General features: G+C 52.4%; 1 rRNA gene. It reads left to right on the top strand.

Annotation, left to right across the window (positions count from 1 at the left end):
* Positions 1–20 precede the first annotated feature (20 nt).
* A 23S ribosomal RNA gene (locus tag J4728_RS23690) occupies positions 21–634 on the top strand; the annotation flags it as partial.

The following is a 634-nucleotide window of genomic DNA, read 5'->3' as shown; positions in this document are numbered from 1 at the left end:
GAAACATCTTCGGGTTGTGAGGTTAAGCGACTAAGCGTACACGGTGGATGCCCTGGCAGTCAGAGGCGATGAAGGGCGTGCTAATCTGCGATAAGCGCCGGTAAGGTGATATGAACCGTTATAACCGGCGATACCCGAATGGGGAAACCCAGTGTGATTCGTCACACTATCATTAACTGAATCCATAGGTTAATGAGGCGAACCGGGGGAACTGAAACATCTAAGTACCCCGAGGAAAAGAAATCAACCGAGATTCCCCCAGTAGCGGCGAGCGAACGGGGAGGAGCCCAGAGCCTGAATCAGCATGTGTGTTAGTGGAAGCGTCTGGAAAGGCGCGCGATACAGGGTGACAGCCCCGTACACAAAAGCGCATGTGCTGTGAGCTCGATGAGTAGGGCGGGACACGTGGTATCCTGTCTGAATATGGGGGGACCATCCTCCAAGGCTAAATACTCCTGACTGACCGATAGTGAACCAGTACCGTGAGGGAAAGGCGAAAAGAACCCCGGCGAGGGGAGTGAAAAAGAACCTGAAACCGTGTACGTACAAGCAGTGGGAGCACAGGTTTACCTGTGTGACTGCGTACCTTTTGTATAATGGGTCAGCGACTTATATTCTGTAGCAAGGTTAACCG

The organism is Salmonella sp. 32070601201500089SM, assembly GCF_017573605.1.
GTDB lineage: Bacteria > Pseudomonadota > Gammaproteobacteria > Enterobacterales > Enterobacteriaceae > Salmonella > Salmonella enterica.
The sequence above is the reverse complement of the archived record's forward strand: the minus strand, read 5'-3'. Positions and strand labels throughout refer to the sequence as shown.